General features: G+C 58.7%; 22 protein-coding genes and 1 tRNA gene. 16 read left to right on the top strand and 7 right to left on the bottom strand.

Going from position 1 to position 20,955, the window contains the following annotated elements; genetic code table 11:
* Positions 1-41 precede the first annotated feature (41 nt).
* The 3 genes from ACA054_RS24395 (at position 42) to ACA054_RS24385 (ending at position 2,170) form a co-directional block, all read left to right on the top strand.
* Complete coding sequence (locus ACA054_RS24395) at positions 42-320, top strand: hypothetical protein (RefSeq protein WP_497635977.1); 279 nt, start codon at positions 42-44, stop codon at positions 318-320.
* 75 nt (positions 321-395) lie between these two features.
* Positions 396-1,154 carry a CHAD domain-containing protein gene (locus ACA054_RS24390; RefSeq protein ID WP_497686544.1) on the top strand — a complete coding sequence of 253 codons (759 nt, stop codon included), beginning with the start codon at positions 396-398 and terminating at the stop codon, positions 1,152-1,154.
* A 218-nt stretch (positions 1,155-1,372) separates the two neighbouring features.
* Positions 1,373-2,170 carry an acyl-CoA thioesterase gene (locus ACA054_RS24385; RefSeq protein WP_497686543.1) on the top strand — a complete coding sequence of 266 codons (798 nt, stop codon included), beginning with the start codon at positions 1,373-1,375 and terminating at the stop codon, positions 2,168-2,170.
* On the opposite strand, the gene ACA054_RS24380 is transcribed toward ACA054_RS24385, so the two are convergent.
* The gene (locus tag ACA054_RS24380) at positions 2,171-2,536 is read right to left on the bottom strand and encodes an Mpo1-like protein (RefSeq protein WP_497686542.1); all 366 of its coding nucleotides are present in this window, start codon (positions 2,534-2,536) and stop codon (positions 2,171-2,173) included.
* Between the two features lie 113 nt (positions 2,537-2,649).
* Positions 2,650-4,131 carry a methyl-accepting chemotaxis protein gene (locus tag ACA054_RS24375; protein ID WP_497686541.1) on the bottom strand — a complete coding sequence of 494 codons (1,482 nt, stop codon included), beginning with the start codon at positions 4,129-4,131 and terminating at the stop codon, positions 2,650-2,652.
* Between the two features lie 178 nt (positions 4,132-4,309).
* On the opposite strand from ACA054_RS24375, the gene ACA054_RS24370 reads away from it, so the two are divergent.
* The 7 genes from ACA054_RS24370 to ACA054_RS24340 all read left to right on the top strand — a co-directional run bounded on the left by ACA054_RS24370 (position 4,310) and on the right by ACA054_RS24340 (position 9,543).
* A complete protein-coding gene (locus tag ACA054_RS24370) occupies positions 4,310-4,840 on the top strand; it encodes a hypothetical protein (protein WP_497686540.1) in 531 nt (176 codons plus the stop codon).
* 82 nt (positions 4,841-4,922) lie between these two features.
* Positions 4,923-5,117 (top strand): PLDc N-terminal domain-containing protein, encoded by a 195-nt coding sequence (locus ACA054_RS24365; protein WP_497686539.1) that lies wholly within the window; start codon positions 4,923-4,925, stop codon positions 5,115-5,117.
* 133 nt (positions 5,118-5,250) lie between these two features.
* The gene (locus ACA054_RS24360; protein WP_497686538.1) at positions 5,251-5,484 is read left to right on the top strand and encodes a hypothetical protein; all 234 of its coding nucleotides are present in this window, start codon (positions 5,251-5,253) and stop codon (positions 5,482-5,484) included.
* Positions 5,485-5,703: 219 nt separating this feature from the next.
* The gene (locus tag ACA054_RS24355; protein WP_056721847.1) at positions 5,704-6,048 is read left to right on the top strand and encodes a ribonuclease E inhibitor RraB; all 345 of its coding nucleotides are present in this window, start codon (positions 5,704-5,706) and stop codon (positions 6,046-6,048) included.
* A gap of 316 nt (positions 6,049-6,364) precedes the next feature.
* The gene (locus ACA054_RS24350; protein ID WP_497686537.1) at positions 6,365-7,774 is read left to right on the top strand and encodes a circularly permuted type 2 ATP-grasp protein; all 1,410 of its coding nucleotides are present in this window, start codon (positions 6,365-6,367) and stop codon (positions 7,772-7,774) included.
* 12 nt (positions 7,775-7,786) lie between these two features.
* Positions 7,787-8,737: an alpha-E domain-containing protein gene (locus tag ACA054_RS24345; protein WP_497686536.1), complete on the top strand. Its 951-nt coding sequence runs from the start codon at positions 7,787-7,789 to the stop codon at positions 8,735-8,737.
* Positions 8,734-9,543, top strand: a complete 810-nt coding sequence (locus ACA054_RS24340) for a transglutaminase family protein (RefSeq protein WP_497686535.1) — start codon at positions 8,734-8,736, stop codon at positions 9,541-9,543. Before ACA054_RS24345 ends, ACA054_RS24340 begins: the two co-directional genes overlap by 4 nt.
* 203 nt (positions 9,544-9,746) lie before the next feature.
* On the opposite strand, the gene ACA054_RS24335 is transcribed toward ACA054_RS24340, so the two are convergent.
* Positions 9,747-10,568 (bottom strand): c-type cytochrome, encoded by an 822-nt coding sequence (locus ACA054_RS24335; protein ID WP_497686534.1) that lies wholly within the window; start codon positions 10,566-10,568, stop codon positions 9,747-9,749.
* Positions 10,550-10,879 (bottom strand): hypothetical protein, encoded by a 330-nt coding sequence (locus ACA054_RS24330; RefSeq protein ID WP_497690409.1) that lies wholly within the window; start codon positions 10,877-10,879, stop codon positions 10,550-10,552. Before ACA054_RS24330 ends, ACA054_RS24335 begins: the two co-directional genes overlap by 19 nt.
* Before the next feature lie 301 nt (positions 10,880-11,180).
* Between ACA054_RS24330 and ACA054_RS24325 the strand changes: the two genes are divergently transcribed.
* From ACA054_RS24325 to ACA054_RS24315, 3 genes are all read left to right on the top strand, one after another.
* Positions 11,181-12,386 carry an acetyl-CoA C-acetyltransferase gene (locus ACA054_RS24325; protein ID WP_497686533.1) on the top strand — a complete coding sequence of 402 codons (1,206 nt, stop codon included), beginning with the start codon at positions 11,181-11,183 and terminating at the stop codon, positions 12,384-12,386.
* 24 nt (positions 12,387-12,410) lie between these two features.
* The gene (locus ACA054_RS24320; RefSeq protein WP_497686532.1) at positions 12,411-14,555 is read left to right on the top strand and encodes a 3-hydroxyacyl-CoA dehydrogenase NAD-binding domain-containing protein; all 2,145 of its coding nucleotides are present in this window, start codon (positions 12,411-12,413) and stop codon (positions 14,553-14,555) included.
* A 94-nt stretch (positions 14,556-14,649) separates the two neighbouring features.
* Positions 14,650-15,372: an amidotransferase gene (locus ACA054_RS24315; protein WP_497686531.1), complete on the top strand. Its 723-nt coding sequence runs from the start codon at positions 14,650-14,652 to the stop codon at positions 15,370-15,372.
* 97 nt (positions 15,373-15,469) lie between these two features.
* Here ACA054_RS24315 and ACA054_RS24310 read toward each other — a convergent pair whose 3' ends face one another.
* From ACA054_RS24310 to ACA054_RS24300, 3 genes are all read right to left on the bottom strand, one after another.
* Complete coding sequence (locus ACA054_RS24310; protein WP_497686530.1) at positions 15,470-16,441, bottom strand: magnesium and cobalt transport protein CorA; 972 nt, start codon at positions 16,439-16,441, stop codon at positions 15,470-15,472.
* A 1,172-nt stretch (positions 16,442-17,613) separates the two neighbouring features.
* Positions 17,614-18,336, bottom strand: coding sequence for a lysophospholipid acyltransferase family protein (locus ACA054_RS24305; protein ID WP_497686529.1), 723 nt, complete (start codon positions 18,334-18,336; stop codon positions 17,614-17,616).
* A gap of 215 nt (positions 18,337-18,551) precedes the next feature.
* Positions 18,552-19,241, bottom strand: a complete 690-nt coding sequence (locus ACA054_RS24300) for a crotonase/enoyl-CoA hydratase family protein (protein WP_497686528.1) — start codon at positions 19,239-19,241, stop codon at positions 18,552-18,554.
* Positions 19,242-19,305: 64 nt separating this feature from the next.
* On the opposite strand from ACA054_RS24300, the gene ACA054_RS24295 reads away from it, so the two are divergent.
* The 3 genes from ACA054_RS24295 to ACA054_RS24285 all read left to right on the top strand — a co-directional run bounded on the left by ACA054_RS24295 (position 19,306) and on the right by ACA054_RS24285 (position 20,799).
* Complete coding sequence (locus tag ACA054_RS24295; protein WP_497686527.1) at positions 19,306-19,464, top strand: hypothetical protein; 159 nt, start codon at positions 19,306-19,308, stop codon at positions 19,462-19,464.
* Between the two features lie 85 nt (positions 19,465-19,549).
* Positions 19,550-19,639 (top strand) — tRNA-Ser (locus tag ACA054_RS24290).
* Between the two features lie 515 nt (positions 19,640-20,154).
* Positions 20,155-20,799 carry a YagK/YfjJ domain-containing protein gene (locus tag ACA054_RS24285; protein ID WP_497686526.1) on the top strand — a complete coding sequence of 215 codons (645 nt, stop codon included), beginning with the start codon at positions 20,155-20,157 and terminating at the stop codon, positions 20,797-20,799.
* The last annotated feature ends 156 nt before the right edge of the window (positions 20,800-20,955 follow it).

The raw sequence follows: 20,955 nt of genomic DNA, 5'->3' as shown, positions 1-20,955 counted from the left end.
CCTACCTGCATGAGCGTTTACCTATCTTTGAGGTGTAAGAAATGAAAGCCTGGATCTGTGTGCCACTGATTGCCCTGGCACTGGCCGGTTGTGCCGGCAAAACCGCTTATCGCGACAGCTGCGGCAGCCAACTCGATGCCGCGTGGCGTGAGCTGGACCTGGCCAAGGCCGAAGGTTTCGCCGGGAACGTCAGCTACTCCAAGGCATTGTCGCTGTTGACCGCGGCCAAGACCCAGCAGCAGTTCGAAGGCTTCGAGGGCTGCTCAAAGAAGGCCGAGAAGGCGCGGTTCTACATTCGTGAATCGCGCGCGGGGCGATAGAAGCAGCTACAAGTAATAAGCTGCAAGCTACATTCAGTTTGCTTGCAGCTTGCAGCAGTTTACGGAGTAAATCCCATGATCGATAGGTTGGTGGCCCGGGTCCTGGGCCTGGAAATTCGTCTGCTGGCCTGTCAGGCACGCTTGAGTGCCCACACCGACCCTGAGGCCTTGCACGACTTGCGCACCACGGTACGCCGGCTGCGTAGCCTGTTGCGGCCTTTGCGCGGCCTGCCCGGGGTCGAGCAGCTGGAAGTAGCGGCATCCGGGGTGGGCGATTTGACCACGCCGTTGCGTGATCGCGAGGTTCTGGCAGCCTACTTGCTCGAGCACGATCAAGCAGAAGCCGCGCAGCGGCGCATGGCGCAAATGGCCAAGGCGTATCCAGCGGTGGCGACCAGTAACGAGCTTGCGCAGCTGCTGATGATCCTCGATGCCTTCCCGCGATTCCTGCGCGCCGCCCAGCGTCAGGGGCTGCTCAAGGGGTTCGGCAAGCGCATCGAAAAACGCCTGGGCAAGCAGTGGAAGAAACTCGACACCGCCCTGCACGATCCGGCCCATGACCGTCATCGTTTGCGCCTGCTGATCAAGCGCGTGCGTTATGGCATCGACGCCTATCCAGAACTGGATCGCCTGCCCAAGGCCGCCATGCCCAGGTTGAAAGCGGCCCAAGGGGCTCTGGGGGACTGGCACGACTGTGTGCAATGGTTGGCCATGGCCGAGCAGGAAGCGGATTTGCAGCCTTGTGTCACCGTTTGGCAAACCACCATGGCCGTGGCTGAACAGCGTGCCGACCGTGTACTGGACAAGCTCAGCAAGGCCTGTTTCAAAACCTGAAATCCCCTGTAGGAGCTGCCGCAGGCTGCGATCTTTTGATTTTGCTCTTAGAAAGATCAAAAGATCGCAGCCTGCGGCAGCTCCTACACAGGCCAACGCCAAGGCCAAGACACGGCACAGGCGGCTCATCTGTCAGTCAATTTGACCGGAATAGGCACTGCACAGCCTTCGCGGGCTGGTTAAGATCCCGTCATCCTTTTTCTTTCCTTGAGGTCTTCATGCGCTTTTGCGATCTGCTCGACGCTGTCCGCCGTCAGCCACTGGAACTGTCGATCCCGGCCGGATGGGCGCAAGGGCGCGCCAGTTTCGGCGGCCTGGTGGCTGCCTTGCAATACGAAGCCATGCGCGCCAAGGTGCCGGCGGACCGGCCGGTGCGCTCGCTGGCAATCACCTTTGTCGGCCCGGTCGAACCCGACGTGCCGGTCAGTTTTGAAGTGGATGTATTGCGCGAGGGCAAGGCCGTCAGCCAGGTGCTGGGCCGGGCGATGCAGGGGGGGCAGGTAGTAACCCTGGTCCAAGGCAGCTTCGGCGCCTCGCGTCCATCGCAAGTGACGGTGCAAGCGGAGCCGGCGCCAGAGATGAAGCATTGGGACGACTGCCAGGAGCTGCCTTTCATCGAGGGCGTGCTCCCGCAATTCATGCAGCATCTGGCCATGCGCTGGAGTGTTGGCGGGTTGCCGTTCACCGGCAACACATCCCGCCAGATGGGCGGCTGGGTGCGCTTGCGTGGTGATGTGAAGGAGGAACCGGTCACCGAGGCGCACATCCTGGCGCTGGTGGATGCCTGGCCACCGGCCCTGATGCCGTTTCTGAAGAAGCCGGCGATGGGCAGCACGCTGACCTGGACCATCGAATTCGTCCAGCCATTGCTGGAGCTGAGCACTTTGGACTGGTGCAAATACCTGGTTGAAACCGAGCATGCCGCCGACGGCTATGGGCATGCCGCCGCGAAGCTGTGGGACGTGGAAGGGCGCTTGATTGCCATGAGTCGGCAGACGGTGACGGTGTTCGGCTGATCAATGACGACGGTGGCGCTCCTTCCAGGCGCGCCACCAGCCGCCGCTGAGGAAAAATCGTGGGAAGGTCAGGAACTGTTCGACCATCAAGCGCGATACAGCATCCTTATGATCGCTGAACGGCTCGGAAGCTTGCGCCTCAAGGGTATGGCCGTGACGTTGCAAGCCCAGGGCGGCAATCACACCGATGACGCCGATGGCGAAGTTTGCCAGGTTCAGGCCGAACACCCCGGTGACGATCAACAGAAAGGCGACGATAAATAACGGCACGGCAATCAGGTGCAACACCAGATTGGTCGGGTGTTGGTGATTGTTCGGGTACGCACGCCATTGCCAGGCGGGTAGGTTGGGGTGACGTTTACCCATGATGTCGATCCTCGATCCATGTTGAACTCATGAGTGAAGGATAGGCCCGGTAAATGCAGGCGGCGAATCAAGCTTGGCTATCGAAGCGATAGGGATCATGTTCAATATCGATGTTATAGCCTGAGCTGCCCTATCGCCTTGCTCAATTCCCCGGCCAACACCGCCAGCTCATCGCTGGTGGTCGCCGAGCTGACGGTCTGGCGCACCGTATTCTCGGTCACATCGCGGATGCTCACCACCGCCCGGTTCATCTCTTCGGCCACCTGGCTTTGTTGCTCGGCCGCCACGGCGATCTGGGTGTTGCTTTCGCGCATCTGCGCCACTGCCCCGGTGATCTGCGCCAACGCGGCCCCAGCCTCTTGGGCCTGCTGTACGCATTCATCGGCCTTTAATGAACTCTCCTGCATGAAGTCCACCGCATCGCGAGTGCCCGATTGCAATGCGGACACCATCACGGTGATTTCATCGGTGGAAGTTTGGACGCGCTTGGCCAGGTTGCGCACTTCATCGGCGACCACCGCAAACCCACGGCCCATTTCACCGGCCCGGGCCGCTTCAATCGCCGCGTTCAGCGCCAGCAGATTGGTCTGCTCGGCAATGCTGTGAATCACATTGACCACACCGTTGATCTTCTGGCTGTCCTCGGCCAGGCGCTGGATCATCTCGGCGGTCTGTTGCACCCCGGTAGACAGTCCGGCAATCGATCGCTGCACCCGCATGACCACCTCCTGCCCGCTGCCGGCCAAGGTGTCGGCGGATTGCGACAGATCGCGGGTGGCACCGGCATGCTGGGCGATGTGATAGACGGTGGCGGTCATTTCATTGATGGCCGTCGCCGCCTGGTCGGTTTCGCTCTGCTGGCCAAGCATGCCGTGACGCACTTCATTCATGCTCGATGCCAGGCGTGCAGCGCCGTCGTCCAGTTGCCGGACCGTACTGGCGACGGTGTTGACCACGCGTTGGTAACCGGCCTGCATGGCGTTGAACGCGTTGGCCATCTGCCCGACTTCGTCGCTGCAGGTCAGCGGGACGCGGGCCGACAGGTCGCCGGTTTTTTCAACGTGGAGCATCACGTCTTTCAAGGTATTGAGCTGACTGAGCAAAAAACGGATCAACAACTGTGAGGCACCGAGCATCGCCAGCATCAGGATGAACACCGCCAGCGCATAGTTGGCAACACGCTCGCCCAACACCTGGCTCAGGCTTGGGCCATGGGCAATCAGCGCGACCCGCTGGCCATCCGCGCGGGTGAAGACTTCGGCGCCGATCGGCAGGTTGTCACCGAAATACCGCGGCGCATCGATCTCGACCCAGCCGTTGGCATCGGCCAGTACCTGCAGCGGCTGTCCGTTGAGCCGTGGTACCTGGCCGTGATCGAAGGTCAGCAGATTCTCCGCCTTGGGCAGTGGCTGCCCGGCAGGCCAGGCCGCGAGCAATCGCGCCTGGGCCTGGGCCGATACCCGGGCGGCATGGTTGCGGGCTTGTTGTTCGAGTTGCACGGCGTAAAACACCAGCAGTAGCGTAGTGACGAAGGCGACGGCATTCACCGCCCAGAATTTGTACTTCAATGAGATGTTGCTAAGCCAGGCACCCATGGAGGTCTTCTCTGATAGCGGAAACAGTTTTGGCAAGGTGCCATTATTGTGCCGCTACTCTTCGGCTGAACGCTTGATGCAGGTCAAGATTGCGAGCCTTGCTTGCCCGCCGCCATCGCAGGGCGTAATGCGCTATCCTGCGCGCCCTGAAAATTCTCTTGCTACAGGATCCGCCCCCATGAAAGCCGCACTCATCGAACTCATCAGCAACATCAGCTCCGGGTGCATGGGCGATGACGAAATCGAGAAAGTCGCTGACGAAGCGGCCCAGGCTTACGCTGATCCGGCGGCTTTTCTGAGCGCCAACCCGGACATCAACTACGACGACAGCTTCCCGATCCCGCTGGGTGAGTGGGTAGTCGTTGGCAGTCTGCCCGAGACCGTGCTGTTCCAGGCCGACACCTATGTGGATCTGTTTGCCCAGATCGTTGCCTCGTTCGGCCCGGGGGTGGCGTTCAATCTCAAACCCAAGCAGTTGGCCAAGACCGAAGCCCTGACTGCGCTGAATCGCATCCAGGTGCAGATGAGCAGCCTGAACAAGGAAAACGGCGGTTACACGCTGATGAACTTCAGCCATTTGCTGGACGATGAACTGCAAGTGGTACTGGTCTACGGCAATGCTGTGCCACGGGTACTCGAGTTGTGCGCCGAAGTCGGCATCGCCGCCGCTCCCTCGCTGGAAGCCTTGAAAGTGGCGATCCACGTCTGAACCGGTAAAGCTGTCAAAAAAAAGGAACCCTGGTCAGGGCCGGCTATCCTAAGAGGGCATATCATTCTTCGGGAGCGTCATCATGGGTTCCACGTTCAATAGCCTGGTTGGCTTGATCATTCTTGCCTTGGACATCTGGGCAATCATCAACGTGCTGAAAAGTGGCGCCGAGACCGGGATGAAAATCTTCTGGGTGCTGTTGATCCTGTTGCTGCCGGTTCTGGGCCTGATTATCTGGGCCATTGCCGGTCCCCGGGGGAATGTGCGCATCTCATAGCGCAACACCGCCTTGCGCGGCGTCAGGCAGACTTTTTTGACGCCTGCTATTGTTGATTCGCCGGAACATTTGCCCAGCGTTCAGGGTCGAGATAGGTGTAAGCCCATCCATGGGTTTTATCGAGGAGGCACCGATGCAAAAGTGGAAAGTCACTTTCGTGGATGATCATGGTGAAGTAATCGACGAAGTCTTCGAGTGCGAGGAGTGCCCGAATCATGAGCAGGCCGCCAAACTCATCAAGGAACGGCTCCTTCCCGTGGCCGCCGAACTGGATCTGAACGATCTGGAGGGGCGAACCTCTGATGCAGGCGTCAAAAGCCTGAAAACCCAGCACAGTATTGAAATCCGCAGCATTACCCCCGTCTGAACCTCTTCTTGTCATCGACGACAGCAAAACCAGGCCTTGGCAGCGGCTCTATCTTGGGGCTACTCTGCAATCGAGATCAGCGAATGGATCGCTAAGGTCTGGTCTTGTCAGCTCCATGCTTGTTTCCCGTCGGCATATGTTTGTCGGTTGGTGCGCACCGTTTGGTTATGCACATAGGGAGTACGGAAAGTCTATCCATCAGTTTGAGGAGGACGTTTCATGAGCACAGCCTATCAAGAAGACATCAGCAGCAGTGTACTGCGCCGCATGAAAGAAGGCGGTTTCGACTTTTCCCGGTTTCATCCCATCGAGTTCTACGCCATTTTCCCGGACGAGGAGCGGGCACGCAGGGCGGCAGGTCATTTCCACCGCGGTGAATCCCTGGATGCGCAAGTCAGTGCGCGCGACGATGGCGCCTGGGCGCTGGAGTTGTGCAAAGTCATGTATGCCACCTACGACGACATTGGCGATTTCGAACAGGGTTTCGAGGCAGTGGTCGAGCCTCTGGGCGGCATCATTGAAGGCTGGGGTGTAAAACAGGAGGTACGAGGGCGACTCGCATAAACTTATGAACAGTGACAACCAGCAATAGCGGCTGACCTTCGGGTTGGCCGTTTTCGTTTTTGCCCAAGCTTTTTTGCCCAGGGAAAATTGAACAGGGCCGATCCCATAGCCGGCAAGCCGGCGCCTACAGTCTATGCTGGTGATGGGCGACAACAACGCCTTGCAATGAAGCGGGGGCAGTCAGGTTGGGGCATTTGCCGCACAGGATTGGTGCGGTACTCGCATGGTGATTATCCAACCGATTGAAATCTAAGCGTTTCTGCCGATGGCACGGGCCTTGCGAAGGCCTGGATGTCCGGGTGACAAGGAGTACGGCATGATCCGCACCTATTTTGATGAGATGTACGATGCCGGCGGCCAGGTCCGTCCGCATTATCGGGAGTTTGCCCGTTGGCTGGCCGAAACGCCTGACGAGCTTTTGGCACAACGGCGACGTGAGGCCGATCTGTTATTTCATCGCGCCGGGATTACGTTCACGCTCTACGGTGATGAGCAGGGGACAGAGCGCCTGATTCCCTTCGACACCATCCCTCGCAGCATCCCCGCCAGTGAATGGCGTGTGGTCGAGCGCGGCTGCATCCAGCGGGTCAAGGCGCTGAACATGTTCCTCGCCGACCTGTACCACGAGCAACGCATCATCAAGGCCGGGATCATTCCGGCCGAGCAAGTGCTGGCCAACGAGCAATACCAGTTGGCGATGCAAGGGCTGGACCTGCACCGCGATATCTATTCGCACATTTCCGGCGTCGACCTGGTGCGCGACGGCGATGGCACGTACTACGTGCTCGAAGACAATCTTCGTACGCCGAGCGGCGTCAGCTACATGCTCGAAGACCGCAAGATGATGATGCGACTGTTCCCCGAGCTGTTTGCGGCCCAGCGCATTGCCCCGATCGACCACTACCCGAACCTGCTGCTCGACACCCTGAAAAGCTCAAGCCCGATCGATAACCCGAGTGTCGTGGTGCTGACGCCGGGGCGCTTCAACAGCGCATTCTTCGAGCATGCGTTCCTGGCGCGGGAAATGGGCGTCGAGCTGGTGGAGGGCGCGGATCTGTTCGTGCGGGACGACAAGGTGTTCATGCGCACGACCGACGGACCGAAAGCTGTCGACGTGATTTACCGCCGTCTCGACGATGCGTTTCTCGACCCGCTGGCGTTCAATCCCGACTCGATGCTTGGCGTGCCGGGGCTGCTGTCGTCCTATCGTTCTGGCAATGTCGTGTTGGCGAACGCCATCGGTACCGGGGTGGCGGACGACAAATCGGTGTATCCGTTCGTCACGGACATGATCCGTTTCTATCTGGACGAAGAGCCGATCCTGAAAAACGTACCCACGTGGCAGTGTCGTAATCCATCTGAACTTTCCCACGTTCTGGCCAATCTTCCAGAGCTGGTGGTCAAGGAGACCCAGGGCTCCGGCGGCTACGGAATGCTGGTGGGGCCAGCGGCGACCGCAGCGGAAATCGAAACCTTCCGCGCGCGCATCATCGCCAAGCCCCATGCCTACATCGCGCAGCCGACGCTGTCGCTGTCGACCTGTCCGACCTTTGTCGAAAGCGGTATCGCGCCACGCCACATCGACCTGCGTCCATTTGTATTGTCTGGCCGCGAAACCCGGGTCGTACCCGGCGGTTTGACCCGTGTCGCCCTGCGCGAAGGCTCCCTGGTGGTGAACTCCTCCCAGGGCGGCGGAACCAAGGACACCTGGGTGGTCGAGGATTGAAGGAAGCCTGACATGTTAAGTAGAACTGCCTCGGATTTGTATTGGATGTCGCGTTACCTGGAGCGGGCGGAAAACCTCGCACGGATGCTCGATATCAGTTATTCGCTGTCGCTGATGCCGCAGGATGGCCGCGGTAATGGCCTGCACGAATTGGCCATGCCGTTGCTGATTACTGGCACGCTGGATGATTACCTCGAACGCCACGGCGAGCTGCATGCCGAACGGCTGTTGCATTTCTTTGCCCTGGACGCGGCCAACCCGGCCAGCATCTACAGTTGCCTCGGCGCCGCACGGGCCAGTGCCCATGCGGTGCGTGGCCGCATCACCGCCGACATGTGGGAAAACATCAACGCCACCTGGCTGGAGATTCGCGGCATCGCCGAGCAGGGCCTGAGCCGCTACGGCATGAGCCGTTTCTGCGAGTGGATCAAGGAACGGTCCCATCTGTTCCGTGGCGCGTCCTACGGCACCATCATGCGCAATGACGCGTTCCGCTTCATTCGCCTGGGAACGTTCATCGAAAGGGCCGACAACACACTGCGCCTGCTCGATGCCCGCTACGAAATGGCTGGCGATCAGGCCGAAGCGGTCAGCGACGGCACGGCCCACGCCTACTACCAGTGGAGTGCGTTGCTGCGGGCCTTATCGTCTTTCGAGGCGTACACCGAGATCTACCGTGACGCACCCGGTGCCCGGCATGTGGCCGAGTTGCTGCTGCTGCGGGCCGATGTTCCGCGCTCCTTGCGGGCCTGCACCGAAGAAATCGACCAGATCCTCGCGCAACTGCCTGGGGCCAACGGCCGCCCTGCACAGCGGCTGGCGGCGGAGATGGACGCGCGATTGCGCTACACCGGCATCAACGAAATCCTCGAAGAAGGCCTGCATGCCTGGCTGACCGAGTTCATCCCGCTGGTGCGCCAGTTGGGTAACGCCATTCACAGTTCCTACCTGGAGGCTGCATGAGACTTTCCATAAGCCACGAGACCACCTATCACTACGAGGATCAGGTGCGGGCGAGCATCCAGTACCTGCGGCTGACCCCACACGACAGTGAGCGCCAGCACGTGCTCAGCTGGCAGCTCGATCTGCCGCGGCCGGTGCGCGCGCAACTTGATCCGTTCGGCAACATCCTGCATGTGCTGACCATGGACGAGCCCCACGAGGCGATCATCATCGGTGCCCGTGGCCAGGTCGACATCGACGAGTTGCGCGAAGCTGAGCACGAGAGCCAGTCGGCATTGCCGTTCCTGCGCTTCACTCGGCTGACCGAAGCCGACCAGGCCCTACGCGCGTTCGCCGACAAGGCGTGCAAACAGCGCCGCGATCGTACGGCGCTGATCGACTTGATGCATGGCCTGAACCAGCATATGACCTACACGCCAGGCGCCACCGAAGTGGACACCAGCGCCGCGCAGGCTTTCGCCGGGCGCTCGGGCGTGTGCCAGGACCACACCCACGCGTTCCTCGCCTGTGCCCGCAGCCTGGGCGTGCCAGCGCGTTATGTATCGGGGTATTTGTACAGCGAAAACAGCGAGCATCTGGCCAGCCATGCCTGGGCCGAAGCCTGGCTCGATGACGCCTGGTACAGCTTCGATGTGACCAATGAACTGGCCCGTCCCGAGCGCCATTTGAAACTGGCGGTAGGGCTCGATTACCTGGACGCCTGCCCGGTGCGTGGGATGCGCCGCGGTGGTGGGTGTGAGCAGATGCATGCCAAGGTGTTCGTATCGCCGACGCCGATGCCAGTGATTTCCGTACAACAGCAGTAATTCAGAACCTCGCAATAAGCCTGTGGGAGCGAGCTTGCTCGCGATAGCGGCCTTTCAGTCAGAACATTGGTGACTGACACACTGCCATCGCGAGCAAGCTCGCTCCCACAGGGGAACCGCGGTGGATACAGCATTTGTGTCTTACGCTGAACAAATGTGGGAGCGAGCCTGCTCGCGAAGGGGCCAGAGCAGATAACACAAATTCACGGCTTTACCTTGCGCCCGACCATGTGCTGCAAATACCCCACCAACATCCGCAGATCCTCATCCGGCAACACCTCGGCCGAGAATCCCGGCATCTTCGCCTGCGGCCACTGCCGTAAACTCTGCGGATCGCGGATATAGCGCTTCAGGAAATCCGCACCGAAGTACTCGGTCGGGTTATACGGAATATTCAGGTCCGGGCCGAACTGTGAATCCCCGGCGCCATTCAATCGATGACACGCCAGGCAGTTTTTCTGAAACAGCGCAAAGCCCTGGTTGACCGGGTCATCGGCCTTCAGCGCAGGATCTGGCAGCAGGGCAGGGAAGCGCGCGGCCACGGGGGCCATGCGCTTGATGCTGGCGACCTCGAAAGGCCATTGTTCCGGGCTGATGTTGCCTGCCCGCGGATCGGTCCAGACCAGGTAAAACGGCCCGGCGCTGTGTTTGCCTTCGGACAGCGGCGGCCATGGTTTGGCGGGATCTTTGATCGCCAGCCAGGCACGTGCGCCCTGGGTGTTAAGCAGTGGCGCGGCCGCCAGTTCCGCGGCAAAGCCGTCCAGCGCCACGGCTTGCAGGTGGTCGTCAGGCTTGATGTCGGTCAATAGCGCGGCGAGCGGTACGGCGCGGTAGGTCATGTCACGCTTGTAGGACACGTCATTGCTGATGCTGATGGTCTGAACCTCAGGGTGCTTGAGCAGCTCCTCGGTTTGCCACGTGCGACTGTTCGCGCCCAGCTCCAGGTTCAGCTGTGCGGCATGAAGAGGCGTGCTGAGCAGCAGGGCCCCGAACACAATGAGCGTTTTCAAATGATCGCCATCCATGTCGTGGAAGTGCCACGAAGGTTGGCACAGCCACGCTGGTCCGGGAAGCGAGCCAGCCACATATTTACGTGGCGATAGCCGTCTTTTTTAAGATCGACTAACCGATCACCTTGGTCAGGTTCGGCAAAATCAACAACAGAGTGGTGGCGAAAAGAATGAGCCCGGCTTGACGAACTTTCGATTGTTTGAACATGGCTGACCGCCTTTTTTTTGTTATTTCCTGATGCCTGCCTGCCCATCTCCATGACGGCAAACGTTGCACTTCCTGTAGGACGAGCGCCTCGGCAAAACCCGACGACAACTTCGTACACCTTCACCTTAGAGCCCGCGTCACGCTTGGTTTAGATCCATTTAGTATGGTGTTCTCGCTGAATGCTATTAAAAAGGCATGAGGCCTATTGCCAGCTTCTTGGGCGGCCTTTTGCTAGACACCTGCGTGTCCTGAACCGGTTCACCGACTGTTGGATGACCGTCCGTCTGAGCGTGAGCGTCAATGCCCTTGAGCGCTGCGGTCATTGAATCGCCTGCAGCTCGGAATAAGGTGGAGGCTCTTTGGTATAGATCAAAAGATCGCAGCCTTCGGCAGCTCCTACAGTCAGGTTCGAGGACGTCATGACCCAAGCTTTGATTTTCGACGCTTTACGCACGCCCCGTGGCAAAGGCAAGGCCAGTGGCGCCTTGCACAGTGTCAAGCCGGTGAGCCTGGTGGCCGGCTTGCTCACGGCGCTGCAACAGCGAACCGACCTTGACACCAGCCAGGTCGATGATCTGGTCCTCGGTTGCGTAACGCCCATCGGCGATCAAGGCTCCGATATTGCCAAGACCGCGGCCCAGGTGGCGGATTGGGACGTCAGCGTGGCCGGTGTGCAGATCAATCGTTTCTGCGCCTCGGGGCTGGAGGCGGTGAACCTGGGGGCGATGAAAGTCCGTTCCGGTTTCGAAGACCTGGTGGTGGTCGGCGGCGTCGAGACCATGTCGCGAGTGCCTATGGGCAGCGACGGTGGGGCGTGGGCGCTGGACCCGGAAACCAACCTGCACGGCCATTTCATCCCTCAGGGTGTGAGCGCCGACCTGATCGCCACGCTTGAAGGTTTCAGCCGTCAGGACGTCGATGCCTACGCGTTGCACTCGCAACAAAAAGCCGCACGGGCGCGGGCCGATGGATCGTTCAAAAACTCATTGGTGCCGGTGCAGGACCAGAACGGCATCATCCTGCTCGATCATGATGAGTTCATCCGCGCCGAATCGACCCTGGAAGGCCTGGGCAAGCTCAAGCCAAGTTTCGAAATGATCGGGCAAATGGGTTTCGACGCCACCGCGCTGCGGGTCTATAGCCAAGTGGAGCGTATCAATCATGTGCACACCCCCGGCAACAGTTCCGGGATCGTCGACGGCGCCGCGTTGATGTTGATCGGCTCCGAAGCCAAGGGCCGGGCGCTGGGCTTGCAGCCACGGGCGCGGATCGTCGCCACGGCGGTCACCAGCACCGACCCGACCCTCATGCTCACCGGCCCCGCGCCGGCCACCCGCAAGGCGTTGGCCAAGGCCGGGCTGCGGGTCGAAGACATTGATCTGTTCGAGGTCAACGAGGCGTTTGCCTCGGTGGTATTGAAGTTCATCAAGGACATGGCCGTCGACCCGGACAAGGTCAATGTCAACGGCGGTTCCATTGCCATGGGACACCCGTTGGGCGCCACAGGCTGCGCAATTCTCGGCACGCTGCTCGATGAACTGCAAGCCCGACGCCTGCGCTATGGCCTGGCGACCTTGTGTGTCGGCGGCGGCATGGGCATTGCCACCATCATCGAACGCCTCTGAGCCCGGACTTCAAGGAACCTGTTTATGAGCCAAGCCATTCGCTACGAAAAAGGCCAGGACCAGATCGTCGTCCTGACCATCGACATGCCGGGCCAGAGCGCCAATACCATGAATGCGCTCTACCGCGAGGCCATGGCTGACTGTGTCGCCCGTCTGCTGGCCGACAAGGACGGCATCGCGGGAGTGATCATCACCTCGGCCAAGAAAACCTTCTTTGCAGGTGGCGATCTTAATGAGCTGATCAAGGTCGGCAAACCCCAGGCCAAAGCTTTTTACGACATGGTGCTGACCCTCAAGGGCCAACTGCGCACCCTGGAAACCCTCGGTAAACCAGTGGTCGCCGCGATCAATGGCGCGGCGTTGGGCGGCGGCTGGGAAATCTGCCTGGCCTGCCATCACCGCATAGCGCTGGACGATCCATCCGTGCAACTCGGCCTGCCGGAAGTGACCCTCGGCCTGCTGCCGGGTGGCGGCGGGGTGGTGCGCATGGTGCGCATGCTCGGCATTGAAAAAGCCCTGCCGTACCTACTCGAAGGCAAGAAACTCCGGCCGCAGCAGGCCTTGCAGGCGGGTTTGATCGATGACCTGGCGATTGATCGCGAGGCGCTGCTGAGCAAGGCGCGCACCTGGATAACTGCCAACCCGAGGGCGGTTCAGCGCTGGGACGTGAAGGGCTATCAGATTCCCGGTGGCACGCCGTCGAACCCGAAAGTCGCGCAGATGCTGGCGATTGCGCCGTCGATCCTGCGCAGTAAAACCCAGGGCACGCTGCCCGCGCCGGAGAAAATCCTGTGTGCCGCGGTGGAGGGCGCCCAGGTGGATTTCGACACGGCGCACCTGATTGAAACCCGTTACTTCACAGAGCTGGTCACCGGCCAGGTCTCGAAAAACCTGATCGGCACCTTCTGGTTCCAGCTCAACCAAATCAATGCCGGAGGTTCGCGTCCTCAAGGCTTCGCGCTTTATGTGACGAAAAAAGTCGGCGTGCTCGGTGCCGGGATGATGGGGGCGGGCATCGCTTTTGTCAGCGCGTCGGCCGGTATCGACGTGGTGCTCAAGGACATCAACCTCGCGGCGGCCGAGAAGGGCAAGGCGCACTCGGCGGCGTTGCTGGACAAGAAAGTGGCGCGCCGGCAGATCAGCGCCGAGCAACGTGAAGCCGTGCTGGCGCGCATCCATACCAGCGAAAACGATGCCGAACTGGCGGGATGCGATCTGATTATCGAAGCGGTATTCGAGGACCGTGAGTTGAAGGCCAAGGTCTCATCGGCCGCGCAAAAAGTGGTTGGCGCGGATGCGCTGATCGCCTCCAACACCTCGACCCTGCCGATCAGTGGCCTGGCCACGGCGGTGCCGGACCCGAGCAAGTTCATCGGCCTGCATTTCTTCAGCCCCGTGGAAAAAATGCAGTTGGTGGAAATCATCAAGGGTGCCAGTACTAGCGACGAAACCCTGGCTCGCGGGTTTGATTTCGTCCTGCAAATCAGAAAAACCCCGATCGTGGTCAACGACAGTCGGGGTTTCTTCACGTCCCGGGTGTTCGGCACGTTCACCAATGAAGGCATTGCCATGCTGGGTGAAGGCGTCTGCGCGGCGATGATCGAGACCGAGGCGCGCAAGGCCGGCATGCCAGTCGGGCCTCTGGCGATCTCCGACGAAGTTTCCCTCAGCCTCATGAGCCATATCCGCCAGCAAACCGCCAAAGACTTGCAGGCAGAAGGCAAAGCGCTGATCGAGCACCCGGCGTACGCCGTGATTGACTTGCTGCTCAGCGAATATAAGCGTCCAGGCAAGGCCGCCGGGGGTGGGTTCTATGAATATCCGGCCGGTGGCCAAAAGCATTTATGGCCGGGATTGAAAACCCGCTTTGAAAAGGCTGACGGGCAGATTTCGCCCAAGGATGTGCGCGATCGCCTGCTGTTCGTGCAAGCCATCGAAACCGTGCGCTGTGTGGAGGAGGGCGTACTGACTTCGACGGCGGATGCCAACGTCGGCTCGATCTTCGGCATCGGCTTCGCCGCCTGGACCGGCGGTGCACTGCAATTCATCAATCAGTACGGGGTCAAGGACTTCGTCGCCCGCGCTCAGTATCTGGCCGGGCAATATGGCGAGCGCTTTGCACCGCCGGCCTTGCTGCTGGAAAAAGCCGCCAAAGGGGAGGAGTTTTAGGGATCGGTGACACACTGCGGGGCTTGCCTTGTCACGGTGTTTCAAGGCAGGCTCTAGGGTGTGCATTATTCCCATCATGTGTCAGGTATTTTTTATGTCGTTACGCATCTGCATTCTGGAAACCGACATCCTGCGTCCGGAGTTGGTTGACCAATATCAGGGCTACGGGCAGATGTTCAGACACCTGTTTTCGCAGCAACCCATCGCCGCCGAATTCACCGTCTACAACGTGATGCAGGGCGAGTATCCCAGCGATGACCTGACGTTTGACGCCTATCTGGTCACCGGCAGCAAGGCCGATTCCTTTGGCACCGACCCGTGGATCGAAACGCTCAGGACTTACTTGCTGAACCGCTACGAACGTGGCGACAAGCTGCTGGGCGTGTGCTTCGGCCATCAGTTGCTGGCGCTGCTGCTGGGTGGCAAAAGCGAACGTGCGACGCAAGGCTGGGGCGTTGGCACCCATAAATACAAACTCGCCGCCAAGGCGCCATGGATGAGCCCGGTGAAGGAAGAGCTGACCCTGTTGATCAGTCACCAGGATCAGGTCACCTCGCTACCGGAAAACGCCACGGTGATAGCCTCCAGCGATTTCTGCCCGTTTGCCGCCTACCACATCAACGATCAGGTGCTGTGCTTCCAGGGGCATCCGGAATTCATCCACGACTATTCCCGAGCGTTGCTGGAAATTCGCCAGCAGGCGCTGGGCGAGCAGATTTATTCGCAAGGCATGGCCAGCCTGGAGCATGAGCACCACGGCGCTACGGTCGCCGAGTGGATGATGCGGTTTGTGGCACATAAGCCAGAAACCGTTTAAAACCTAAAAACTTCGCTCCCACACTGATCTGTGCTGCATCGAAGATCCAATGTGGGAGCGAGCCTGCTCGCGATTGTCCCAGACACCTCGGTCTCGCCTACAACCACCCCGACTTCTTGAAGCTCGCCCACAACCCCACACACCCCACCGCAATAAACCCCAGCACTCCGAAGTACCCGTAATGCCAGGTCAGCTCCGGCATGTTCTGGAAGTTCATCCCGTAAATCCCGGCCACCGCCGTCGGGAACGCCAGGATTGCCGCCCACGCCGCAAACTTGCGCTGCACCACGCTCTGGCGTGAGGCTTCCAGCAAGACCCCGACCTCGATGGTCTGGCTGGCAATGTCCGCCAGGGTCGTCAGGTCTTCCATCTGGCGCGTCACATGAATCTGCACATCGCGAAAGTACGGGCGCATGTTCTTGTCGATGAAGGGGAAGTTCAGCTTTTGCAGTTCCTCGCCAATCTCCACCATCGGCGCCGCAAACCGGCGCAAGCGCAATACGTCGCGGCGCAGGCTGTGAAGTTTTTGAATGTCGCGCTCGTTCAGGGAACTGCACATGACGTTACGTTCCAGCTCATCGATCTCGGCATGAATCGCTTCGCCCATCGGCTGGTAATTTTCAATGACGAAATCGAGGATGGCATAGAGTACGAAATCTTCCCCGTGCTCCAGCAACAGTGGACGCGCCTCACAACGCTGCCTCACATAGGCGTAGGAGGCCGAATGACCGTTGCGCGCGGTAATAATGTAGCCGTTGCCGGCAAAGATATGGGTCTCGATGAATTTGAGTTTGCCGTCTTCACGTATCGGCGAATATGTGACGATGAACAGCGCATCGCCGAAGGTTTCAAGCTTCGGGCGGCTGTGTTTTTCCAGGGCGTCTTCAATGGCCAGTTCATGCAGGTTGAACTGGCGTTGCAGGTTGTACAGTTCCTCTGCGTTCGGCTCTTCAAGGCCGATCCAGACAAAGTGCCCCGGCTTTGCAGCCCAGGCCGCGCCTTCGTCGAGGGTGATGTTGGTGACTTTCTTACCAGCGCTGTAAACCGCAGCAGCAACAACTCTACCCATGATGGTGATTCACTTCTTATTGGCAGCTTTCTATGGCAAATGGCCGTGGCAGGCAGCGTTCAGCTTAGCCTTGTCTGCTACTTGAGAGTCAGTGAAATTTTGTAGGAGCTGGCTTGCCAGCGATGGCGGCCTGACAGCCGACCTGGATTTTGTTGACGGAGTACATATCCATTCCTGCGGTAACGGCTACCTATGGTTTCGCTCTTACAGCGAGTCACTTGGAAGAGCCCCAAGTAACCAAGGGCTCTTGCCCCTGGCGTTCGGTGCCTCGCTGTGGCTCGGCATGCCCTCGCTCCGGTCCTGCTCCGTGGGCCCGCCGCGCTGGGCCATCCTTGGCCCAGCGCGGCTAAACCGGCATCCATGCCGGTTTACCCACTGCGCAGGACCTCCACTCGGCCTCTCGATGTGGCAAGAAAATCAAAAGCCAAAGCAAAAGCAAAAGCGAGGCGGCCTGGTAGCCGACCTGATTGCAGGTCTGTCCGCGATGGGATCGTTCCCACGCTCCGCGTGGGAATGCCGCCAGGGACGCTCCGCGTTCCGCTGACGACGCATGACGTGAGCCATGCGCAACGGTGACGCGGAGCGTCACAGGATGCATTCCCACGCAGAGCGTGGGAACGATCAGAACGTGTTCACTTGAAATCAGGTCGGCTGTCAGGCCGCCTCGCTTTTGCTTCAGATTTGGGCGCCCCGTTAAACCACGATGGCCGAACGCAAGCATTGCGCAGTGGGTAAACCGGCAGGATGCCGGTTTAGCCGCGCTGGGCCAGGGATGGCCCATCGCGGCGACCCACGGAGCAATGCCGGAGAGAGGGCATGCCGAGCCCAGGCGAGGCACCGAGTGGTGGGGCAAAGCCTTTTGGTTCCTTTTTGGCGTTTGTGTCCGGTCCGTACAGGCGTTTGAAAAAGGGACTCGCCGTAAGGGCGAAACCATAAGTGGCCGTTACCGCAGCAATGGATATGTACGCCAAAAAAATCCAGCAAAAAAAAAGCGATCCTCTCAGGCCGCACGCGCAGAACCTGCGCTCGGCCTCTCGAGGGGCAAGAAGATAAAAGCCAAAGCAACAGCGAGGCGGCCTATCAACCGGCCTGATTTCGAGCGTCCCTGGTCCCTGTAGCTGGCGAAGCACCAAATGGCCAAGGCTGCATTACGCCGCTGGCGGGTTTTTATTTCAGGCCGCTTGCAGTTGCCGATCCATCGAATCGATGCATTCGCGCATTTGCTCGCGGCACTGGGCCATCAGCAGGGGCATGTCATCCAGGCTCAAACCCGCGGTAGGAATGGCCGGCAAGGAACGGATCAGAATTTTCCCACTGCGCCAGCGGTTCAATCGCATGTGTTTGACGTAACTGCTGACACACACCGGAACGATGGGTACCCCGGCCGCGATGGCCATCTGGAAGGCGCCTTTTTTGAACGGCAACAGCTCTTCGCCCAGATTGCGCGTGCCCTCCGGGAAGACCCAGATCGAAGTGTCTTCGTTTTGCAGGGTATGGGTGGTGGTCAACATCGACTGGCGCGCCTTCTGCGCATTGCCGCGGTCGATCAACACATTGCCGGCCAGCCAGAACAACTGACCGAACAATGGCACCCATTTCAGGCTCTTTTTACCGATGCACACAGTACGGCGGGGCACCACATTGCCAAACACGAACAAATCGTAGTTGGACTGGTGGTTGGCAATGATCACGCAGCTGTCGGGTTTATCCATCAACGGCCCGACGTCGGCTTTTACCCGCAGGCGCAAAATGCACATCGCTGGCCACGCATAGAGGCGTGCGCACAGGCGACTGTTGTCCGGATTGAACGGGCGACACAGGCCAAGCACTACGCCCAGCACACCCGCCACAATAAAGTGAAGGCCCATCAATGACATACGTAAAGCGAACAGCATTTGCAGGCCCCACCGGGACAAAAGGTGGCGCAGTGTACGGATGTGCACTGTTTTCGGCAATTGCCACTATAGAAGCGGGAGATAGGCGATGTTTGAGTACATGTTTCCAAGCGCCGGGTCAGATTTGTCCTAGAGCGATCCCGGCCTTTTCAACACGGCGCGTAAAAAAAGCCCGACACGACGGTCGGGCTCCTTGAGTTTCTACGGCATCGGGCTCAGCCCAAATGTTCCTGATCCTGAATGATCGCGTTGTCCAGGGCTTCCAGCAGCGCCTTGCGCACTTTCAGCTTGGTGTTCTTGTGGGCCGTCATGTTGATTTTCTTCAACTGGCGAGCCGCCGCCAGCGCCGCGCCCTGCAGCTCTTCGGCCGCGACCACGGCATCCAGGTAACCGGCAGCCACGGCGCTTTGCGGATTGAACATCTCACCGTTGACCACGGAACGCTGAAAGGCTGATTTGCCCAGGCGATCACGAGCAATCTCGATACCGGCGTGGTGCATGGTCATGCCGATCTGTACTTCGTTCAGGCCAATGCTGAACGGACCGTCGACACCGATGCGATAATCCGCCGACAGCAGCAGGAACGCGCCCTTGGCGACCGCATGCCCAGGGCAAGCGACGATGACCGGGAAGGGGTGCGACAACAGGCGCCGGGCCAGCGTCGAGCCGGATGTCACCAGTGACACGGCTTCCTTGGGGCCGGACGTCATTACCTTCAGATCGTACCCGCCCGACAGAATCCCTGGCTGACCGGTAATGATCACCACCGCGCGATCAGTCACCGCCTGATCCAGCGCAGCGTTGAACGCCGCAATCACGTCCGGAGAGATGGCATTGACCTTGCCGTTGCTCAAGGTCAGGGTCGCGATACCGTCTTCGAGGTGGTAGGAAATCAACTCACTCATGACGCTAATCCTTTCAATAAAGTAGGGCAGAAGTTACTCACCGCCACCGGCCAGGTAAAGCGCCGTGACTGACTCGCCGGTCACCCTTTACGCCGTCGGCAAGCGTCACCCGGCACGCCAGCCGCGCACCGCCAGCTATATAGAGGTAGGCGCCAGGCCGGAGATTGGCCGGTTTGCCATTACCCAGGGCAACCAGAAACAGCTAAGCGAGTTAAGCGCATGAAAATTCTGAAAAAAATGTTTGCCATCAGAAAAGCTTTCGACTACATTAGCGCGCCTCGACAGACAGAACATGTTTGAAGAGAAACGGTGAAGTGTCCGAGTGGCTTAAGGAGCACGCCTGGAAAGTGTGTATACAGGAAACTGTATCGAGAGTTCGAATCTCTCCTTCACCGCCACATTCAGAAAAACCCCGCAAATCAACGGTTTGCGGGGTTTTTGCATTCTGGATTGTACTACTGTTTTGTACCACTCTACCGTGTTGCCCCTTGCCCCTTGCCCCTTGCCCCTTGTCAGCATCCATCATCCGAAATGTGCTACTTCGATTGTGCTTTGAAGCGACTACTCAATGCTGAAGATGGTGTCGGCAGTTAGCTGTGGCTGTTCGCCGATTGCTACGGGACAATAACAATCTATTGATTTAGTCGTATCCGATGCGGACACCAGAACTTATTTTTTCTGAATGTTTAGTGGTGTGATGCTGGTGCGTTATCATTCAGGGGTGCAAACAGCAATACCCTCTTTTGTCCGATCATAAAGCCGACCCATAACCGCCAACAGCAATGCTTGGGGAGTATTCAGCTGCGTGCACCATTTTAATATCTATATGTATTCCACTAATTAGTTCCAATAACATTTTATATATTATAATCATCATACTAACAATTAACGAGAACAGGAAACAAATCGAAAAATGAAAATGAAAGCAAGCTTCAATGATAGGTTCAAGGGGTTGAAGGTAAATGCCAATAAAGCCAAGGGGCACGGGGTGTACCCGGTAATTTTAGGCCGTACACGCGACCAGCTGATGAGCCTGCAAAGCTATCATTCCCGCATCACGATTGTTCGACTCGACTTGCATTTTTCGGCAGTTCATACACCTAATCATAAGCATGAAAATACAATGCTCAGTCGGTACATCAGAAAGTGTAAGGCTGATCTTGGTTCAAACGATTGGAGTAACCACAAACGATTCATTCATGGATGGGTCAAGGAAATTGGTAAGGCCGAAAACGCCCACTACCATTTGTTTTTCGGGTTCCAGACCTTGCAGCGCAATTTGGGGCTGATTTCGGGTGACGGGCACACCGGCATGTGGAAGTTATTCGAATGCCGCTGGCAAGAGCTTACAGGTGGCACGGTACAGTTCATCAGGCCGCACTTCTTGAAGCGTGACGACAAGCAGGCGTTTGCAGAGTGCTTTGAGCATCTGAGTTATCTGGCGAAGATTAGGGATAAGCATTTTGGCACGGGTGAAACATATCGACGTTTTGGGTTTTCGAAATTATCATTCAAGGAAAAAGAATTAACGGTGTTAGAAGAGCTAATGTCAGCCTGACTAATTTGATGGGGCTGCAAGCCGCTTGCAAGGGTCGTGGCCGGTTTTTAAGTTTTCGGCAATGCGAGGGTGGCGACCAGCAGCTTACTGCGCCCAAAACGGCTTGTGGGGGTTTTGATTGGGAGGGGGTTGCAGGGATGTTTTTTTCTTTAATGC

It is taken from the genome of Pseudomonas sp. LBUM1653, assembly GCF_059716115.1.
Note: the sequence above shows the minus strand (reverse complement) of the source record. Positions and strands in the feature narration are given on the sequence as shown.